The sequence below is a fragment of the Burkholderia sp. E168m23 genome (assembly GCF_016586125.1).
In the GTDB taxonomy this organism is placed as follows: Bacteria; Pseudomonadota; Gammaproteobacteria; order Burkholderiales; family Burkholderiaceae; genus Burkholderia; species Burkholderia orbicola.
In genome coordinates this window covers 1-6,470 of the sequence record NZ_BCPP01000355.1, presented here as the reverse complement: position 1 = coordinate 6,470, position 6,470 = coordinate 1, and the positions used below count along the sequence as shown (strand labels likewise).

The following is a 6,470-nucleotide window of genomic DNA, read 5'->3' as shown; positions in this document are numbered from 1 at the left end:
CCGGATGGCGGTCGGTGCGCGCCAGTCCGACATCCTGCAGCAGTTCCTCGTCGAGGCCGTGCTCGTCTGCCTGCTCGGCGGCACGATCGGCATCGCGCTGTCGTTCGGGCTCGGCGCGCTGTTCTCGGTGTTCGTCGCGCAGTGGAAGATGGTGTTCTCGGCCGGCGCGATCGTGACGGCGTTCGTGTGCTCGACGCTCACCGGCGTGATTTTCGGCTTCATGCCCGCGCGCAACGCGTCGCGGCTCGACCCGATCGATGCGCTCGCGCGCGACTGACGAAACATGGCCATCATGCATTCCTCCCCGCTTCACCGTCTCGGCGCATTCGCGTGCGCGGCCGCACTGCTCGCCGGCTGCGCGGGTGCGCGCCATGATCCGCTGCCCGCCGTCGCGATGCCCGCGAACTGGGCCGCGCCGGTCGCGGCCGACGCGCCGGCCGCCACGGGCGACTGGTGGCGCAGTTTCGGCGATCCGCAACTCGACGCATTGATCGACGACGCGCTGCGCGCCAACAACGATCTCGCGATCGCGGCGATCCGCGTGTATCGCGCACAGTTGCAGGCCGGGCTCGTCGATACGAACCTGACGCCCAACGTGACGCTCGGCGCGAACGGCGCCGTATCGCGTACGCTCGACACGCACCAGATGAGCCGTTCGAGCGGTGTCAATGGTTCGCTCAGCTATGAACTCGACCTGTGGGGCCGGCTGGCCGCGCTGCGCGACGCCGCGCACTGGGAGGCCGACGCGACCGCCGACGATCTGGAAGCCGCACGGCTGTCGCTGATCGGCACGACCGCGGCGCTGTACTGGCAGATCGGCTATCTGAACCGGCAGATCGCGCTCGGCGACGCGAATATTGCGTATGCGGAGCGCACGCTCGCGCTCGTGCGGTCGCGGCACACGGCCGGCGCCGTGTCGGGGCTCGACCTCGCGCAGGCCGAACAGAGCCTCGCCGCGCAACGCGCGGCGCAGACGCAGCTGATCCAGCAGCGCACCGAGAACCGCCACGCGCTCGCGATCCTGTTCGACCGGCCGCCGCAGCAGCGCGCGGCCGAGCCGGCTGCGTTGCCCGACGCCGCACCGCCCGACGTGGCGGCCGGCCTGCCCGCCAGCCTGCTCGGCCGGCGCCCCGACCTGCGTGCGGCGGAATTCCGGCTGCGCGAATCGCTTGCGCAGGTCGACGCGACGCGCACCAGCTTCTATCCGACCTTCACGCTGACCGGCAGCGCCGGCACGACGAGCACGAGCCTCGAGCGCGTGCTGACGAATCCGGTCGGCACGCTCGGGCTCGGCCTCGCGCTGCCGTTCATCCAGTGGAACACGATGCAGTTGCAGATCAGGGTGTCGAAGTCGCAGTACGAGGAAGCGGTCGTCGGGTTCCGCCAGCGGCTCTACACGGCGCTCGCGGAAGTCGAGAACGCGCTGTCGGCGCGCGTGCAGCTCGAACGCGAAGCCGAACAGCGCGCGCTGTCGCTCGCCCAGGCCCAGCGCGCCGAACGGCTGGCCGCCGCGCGCTTCGCGGCCGGCGCGACCGCCGTGCAGCCGTGGCTCGATCAGCAGCAGGTGCTGCGGAGCGCACAAAGCGCCGACGAACTGACGCGTCTGAACCGGCTCAACAACCAGATGAAGCTCTACCGCGCGCTCGGCGGCGGGACTTCCTGACCGGCCGTCACACGCCGCACCTCACCCGCCGCACGCCGGCCGCGTCATTCGCACACGGCCGCTCCACGCCGCGCCGGCGCGAACGCCACCGCGCTCGCGGTCGCGAGCAGGGCCACGCCCGCCGCGCCGTACACCATCACCCAGCCGAAGCCATGCACGAGCGCCGCGTGCAACGCCGCGCCGCTCGGGTCGGCCTGCGCGAGCGCCGGCGCGATCGCCTGCAGCCCGTCGGTGCGGCCCGCCGCGATCTCCTGCGCGAGCCGGCGCAGCGCCGCGTCGCCGATCGCGCCGGCCGGCCCGCCCTTCAGGCTCGCGACGATCCCCGCCACCAGCACGAAGCCCATCGTCGCGATGTTCAGCGCCAACGAGATCATCCGCGCGCTCATGTCGATGCCCGACGCCATCCCGGCCCGCGCACTCGGCACCGCGCCCGTCGTCGTGTCGGTGACGGGCGTATTGGTCAAGCCGAGCCCGATGCCGGCGATCACGCAGCCCGGCAGCATCGTCAGCCAGCTCGCATGATCGGCCGCGCTGCCCAACCGCATCAGCACGAAACCGGCCGCGATCGTGAACAGGCCGGCCGGAATCACGACGCCCGGCCCGTAGCGCAATGCAAGCCGTTCGCCGAACGGCGGCGCGATCAGCGTCGGCAGCGTGTACGCGAGCAACGCGAGGCCGGCCGTCACGCTGTCGTAGCCGAGCGCGACCTGGAACCAGATCGGCAGGTAGATCATGAACGGCCAGAAGCTGAAGTTCATCCCCATCGAGCCGAAGATCGCGCCGGTGAACGCGCGAATCCGGAACACCGAGAAGTCGAACATCGGCCGTGCGCTGGCGCGCTCCGCGATGACGAAGCCGAGCACCGCGAGCACGGTCGCACCGAGCACACCGAGGCCGGCCGCGCTCGTCAGCCCGAGTTCGGCGCTTTGGGTGATGTAGAACGCGAGGCCGAGCACCGCGAGCGACAGCGTGACGATGCCCGCCACATCGAGCGCGCCCGCATGCGGATCGCGCGACTCCTGCACCGCGCCGCCGATCAGCACGAGCGCGACGGCCGCGAGCGGCGCATGGACGAGGAACACCCACGGCCAGCTCGCCAGCGCGACGATCGCGCCGCCGACGATCGGCCCGAAGCCGAGCCCGATGCCGAACACGATCCCCCAGATTCCGAACGCGCGGCCGCGCTCGCGCCCTTCGCGGAACTGGTGCGACAGCACGGCGATCTGGCAGATCAGCATCGCGCCGCCGCTCGCGCCCTGCAGCAGCCGGCCCGCGACGAGCACCGGCACGTTCGGCGCGAGCCCGCACAGCAGCGACGTCGCGCCGAACAGCACGGTGCCGATGACGTACACGCGCTTGCGGCCGAACCGGTCCGCAAGCGTGCCGGCCGCCATCAGCACCGTCGTACACGCGATCGTGTACGCGTTCATGATCCACTGCATGCCGTTGAAATCGCCATGCAGCACGTGTTCGAGCGTCGGCAGGATCACCGGCACGCTCGAGATCTCGAGGCCGAACATCAGCGACGTGAGACAGACGGCCGCGAGCGCGACCGCATTCCTGCGGGAGTCGGATAGCGTCATGCGTATTGCGCGGCGGCCCGGCGACAGGCCGCGCGCCTCCAGGTGAGTAGGATTCGCCGCGCGCGGCCGGCGACGCACGCTGGGCGGGAATCGGTACTATAGTGAGAATTCACCTCCCCATTGACGCACCCGTTTCCATGGACTGGGGAATCTCAGGCCCCAATCGATGCAACGCACAACCCGCCATGACCGACAGACTCGACGGCGTGACGACCTTCGTCCAGGTCGTGGAATCCGGCAGCTTCGCGCTCGCCGCGGAACGGCTCGACATGACGCGCTCGGCCGTCGGCAAGGCGATCGCGCGGCTCGAGAAGCGGCTCGGCGCGCGGCTGCTGCAGCGCACGACGCGCAGCCAGAGCCTGACCGACGACGGCCAGGCGTACTACGACCGCTGCGTGCGCGCGCTGGCGGAACTGGAAGCGGCGGAAGCCGATCTCGACTGCGGCCGCCACGAGGCGCGCGGCAAGCTGCGGCTGAGCGTGCCGCTCGCATTCGGGCATCACTGCGTGACGCCGATCGTGCTCGACCTCGCGCGCACTTACCCGCACCTGCGGATCGACGTGTCGATCACCGACCGTTTCGTCGATCTCGTCGAGGAAGGGATCGACCTCGCGGTGCGGATCGGCCCGCTCGCCGACAGCACGAGCCTCGCGGTGCGGCGGCTCGGCACGCAATACGGGAGCCTCGGCGCGGCGCCGTCGTATCTCGCTCGCCACGGCACACCGCAATCGCTCGACGATCTGAAAAACCACCGCACGATCGCGTATTCACGCTCGGGCGTCGTGCAGCCGTGGTACCTGCGTGCGCCGGACGGCTCGAGCGTCCACATCGACATGCCGCACCAGCTCAGTTTCGACGACGTGCAGGCGATCGCGGCGGCCGGTGCGTCGGGGTTCGGGATCGCGTGGCTGCCGAGCTGGCTGCTCGATCACTACGTGAAGCGCGGGGAGATGGTGGTCGTGCTCGATCGCTGTTTCGTCTGCGAAGGCGACATTCATGCGATCTGGCCGAAAACGCGCTACCTGCCACGCAAGACGCGCTGCGTGATCGATGCGCTCGTGGAGGCGGTACCGCCGATGATCGAGCGCTGAGCGCCAGGCGCCGAGCGCGGACGCAAAGGAAGGCAATGCGCGGCAACCGACGCGCCGCACGGGCGCGTCGGGCCGTCACGCGACGATCACGCCGCGCCGAGATCGGCGAGCGGATGCGCGAACAGTTTCCACGGCGACGTCAGGAAATGCCGCACGCGTTCGGCGCGCAGCTCGACGAGCGACGCAGGCGCCCAGCGCGGCTTGCGATCCTTGTCGACGAGATGCGCGCGCACGCCTTCGCAGAAATCGCCTTCCTCGATCGCGCGCGCCACGATGCCGAGCTCCATCCGGAACGACTCCGCGAGCGTCATCTGCCGGCCGCGCAGCAGCGCCTCGCGCGTCACGGCGAGCATCGTCGGCGAATGGCTCGCGAGCGCGTCGAGCGTCGCCTGCAGCCATTGGCGGTGCTCGCGTGCCAGCTCGTCGCGCGTCAGCTCCTGCGTGAGCGTCGCGACGATCCGCTCGACGCTCGAGCGCTTGTCGAAATGGCGGACGATCCACGGCATCTGGCTGTCGAGCGCCGCATGCGGCACCACGTTGCACGGCGGCTCGAACACCTTGCGCAGCAACGGCAGCGCATCGCCGTCCCACTTCACGCTTTCGATGCGCGTCTCGAACGTGTCGAGCCATGCGGACGGCACGCACAGGTCCGCGAGCTTCGCGGTGAGCGCGTCGGCGCCCGACAGCATCGCGCCGGTCAGCCCCACGTACAGTTCGAGTTCAACCGGCATGCCCGACAGGAAATGCGTCGCACCCACGTCGGGCACGAGGCCGATGCGCGTTTCCGGCATCGCGATCTTGCTGCGCTCGGTCGCGACGCGCAGCGCCGCGCCCTGCGCGAGGCCCATACCGCCGCCCATCGTCACGCCGTCCATCAGCGCGACCACCGGCTTCGGGAACATATGGATCGCGTAGTCGAGCCGGTATTCGTCGACGAAGAACGGCAGCCAGGTCTCGCGCTGCGCGACCATCTTGTACAACGCACGCACGTCGCCGCCCGCGCAGAAGCCCTTCTCGCCCGCGCCGCGCAGCACGACCGCGACGATCTGGTCGTCGTGGCGGCAGCGCTCGAACAGCGCGGCCAGCTCGCCGATCATCGCGTACGACAGCGCGTTGAGCGCGGCCGGCCGGTTCAGCGTGATCAGCGCCACGCGGTTCACCACGCGAAACAGCACCTCGGGCGCGTGCTCCGCGAATGCGTCGTGATTCGTCACCGGCGTACTCATCGTTGCGACTCTCCATCGGTGCGCCACTGCGGCGCGCGCTTGCCCAGGAACGCCGCCACGCCCTCGCGCGGATCGGCCGTGTCGAACAGGTCGACGAAGCGTTCGCGTTCGACCGCGAGCGCCGCGCTTCGCGGCACACCGCGACGTGCAAGGCCGATCAGCTCCTTGCTGTAAGCCACCGCGTGCGGGCTTTGCCGCGCGACGTTGCGCGCCAGCGCGAGTGCCGCCTCGCGCGCGGCGCCACTTTCCACCACGTCCTCGACGAGGCCGATCCGCAGCGCGGTGGCCGCGTCGACGCGCGCGCCGGTCAGGATGATCTTCTTCGCCCAGCCTTCGCCGACGAGCCAGGGCAGCGTCTGCGTGCCGAGCCCGCACGGCAGCAGGCCGACCGACGGCTCGGGCAGCGCCATCTGCGCATGCGTCTCCGCGATCCGCAGGTCGCATGCGAGCGCGCATTCGAGGCCGCCGCCCATCGCATAGCCGTTGATCGCCGCGATCGTCACGACACGTGCGTCGTGCAGCGCCTCGAACGCCGCGCCGAAGCGCGCCGCCATCGCGCGCGCGACCGCGCGATCGCCGTCGGCGAACGTGTTGAGGTCGGCACCCGCGCTGAAGAACTTCGGGCCGTCGCCGGTGATCACCAGCGCACGCACGCGCGGGTTCGCATTCAGTTCGGCGACGGTGGCCTGCAACTGCTGCAGCCCGTCGGCGGTAAAGGCGTTCGCGGGCGGACGCTTGAGCGTCGCGCACGCGATCGCGCCGTCGTCGACATAGTCGAGTTCGATCATCACGCGTCCTTCTTCGTGGCCGGTTGATACAGGCGGATCACCGCCGAGAAATCGAGCTGGCCGTCGCCGCGGCTGCTCATCGTCTGGTACAGCTGCTGCGCGAGCGCGCCGAGATAGAC

Annotated in this window: 6 protein-coding genes and 1 pseudogene; 3 read left to right on the top strand and 4 right to left on the bottom strand. The window is 70.3% G+C overall.

Annotation, left to right across the window (positions count from 1 at the left end; genetic code table 11):
- Together JMF90_RS18805 and JMF90_RS18800 are read left to right on the top strand one after the other, a co-directional pair.
- On the top strand, positions 1 to 277 hold a 277-nt coding region (locus JMF90_RS18805), incomplete at its 5' end, for an FtsX-like permease family protein (RefSeq protein WP_201325308.1).
- A gap of 15 nt (positions 278 to 292) precedes the next feature.
- Positions 293 to 1,663 carry an efflux transporter outer membrane subunit gene (locus JMF90_RS18800; RefSeq protein WP_193760031.1) on the top strand — a complete coding sequence of 457 codons (1,371 nt, stop codon included), beginning with the start codon at positions 293 to 295 and terminating at the stop codon, positions 1,661 to 1,663.
- Between the two features lie 44 nt (positions 1,664 to 1,707).
- Here JMF90_RS18800 and JMF90_RS18795 read toward each other — a convergent pair whose 3' ends face one another.
- On the bottom strand, positions 1,708 to 3,246 hold the full coding sequence (locus JMF90_RS18795) for an MFS transporter (protein ID WP_201317090.1): 1,539 nt from the start codon (positions 3,244 to 3,246) through the stop codon (positions 1,708 to 1,710).
- A gap of 185 nt (positions 3,247 to 3,431) precedes the next feature.
- Between JMF90_RS18795 and JMF90_RS18790 the strand changes: the two genes are divergently transcribed.
- Complete coding sequence (locus JMF90_RS18790; RefSeq protein ID WP_012339624.1) at positions 3,432 to 4,337, top strand: LysR family transcriptional regulator; 906 nt, start codon at positions 3,432 to 3,434, stop codon at positions 4,335 to 4,337.
- A gap of 86 nt (positions 4,338 to 4,423) precedes the next feature.
- Here the strand turns inward: JMF90_RS18790 and JMF90_RS18785 are convergent, their stop codons facing one another.
- From JMF90_RS18785 to JMF90_RS18775, 3 genes and pseudogenes are all read right to left on the bottom strand, one after another.
- Positions 4,424 to 5,563, bottom strand: a complete 1,140-nt coding sequence (locus tag JMF90_RS18785; RefSeq protein ID WP_011547206.1) for an enoyl-CoA hydratase/isomerase family protein — start codon at positions 5,561 to 5,563, stop codon at positions 4,424 to 4,426.
- A complete protein-coding gene (locus JMF90_RS18780; RefSeq protein ID WP_011547205.1) occupies positions 5,560 to 6,351 on the bottom strand; it encodes an enoyl-CoA hydratase in 792 nt (263 codons plus the stop codon). The genes JMF90_RS18785 and JMF90_RS18780 overlap by 4 nt, the downstream gene beginning before the upstream one ends.
- Positions 6,351 to 6,470, bottom strand: a pseudogene (locus JMF90_RS18775) (3-hydroxyisobutyrate dehydrogenase); the annotation flags it as partial. The pseudogene JMF90_RS18775 and the gene JMF90_RS18780, both read right to left, overlap by 1 nt.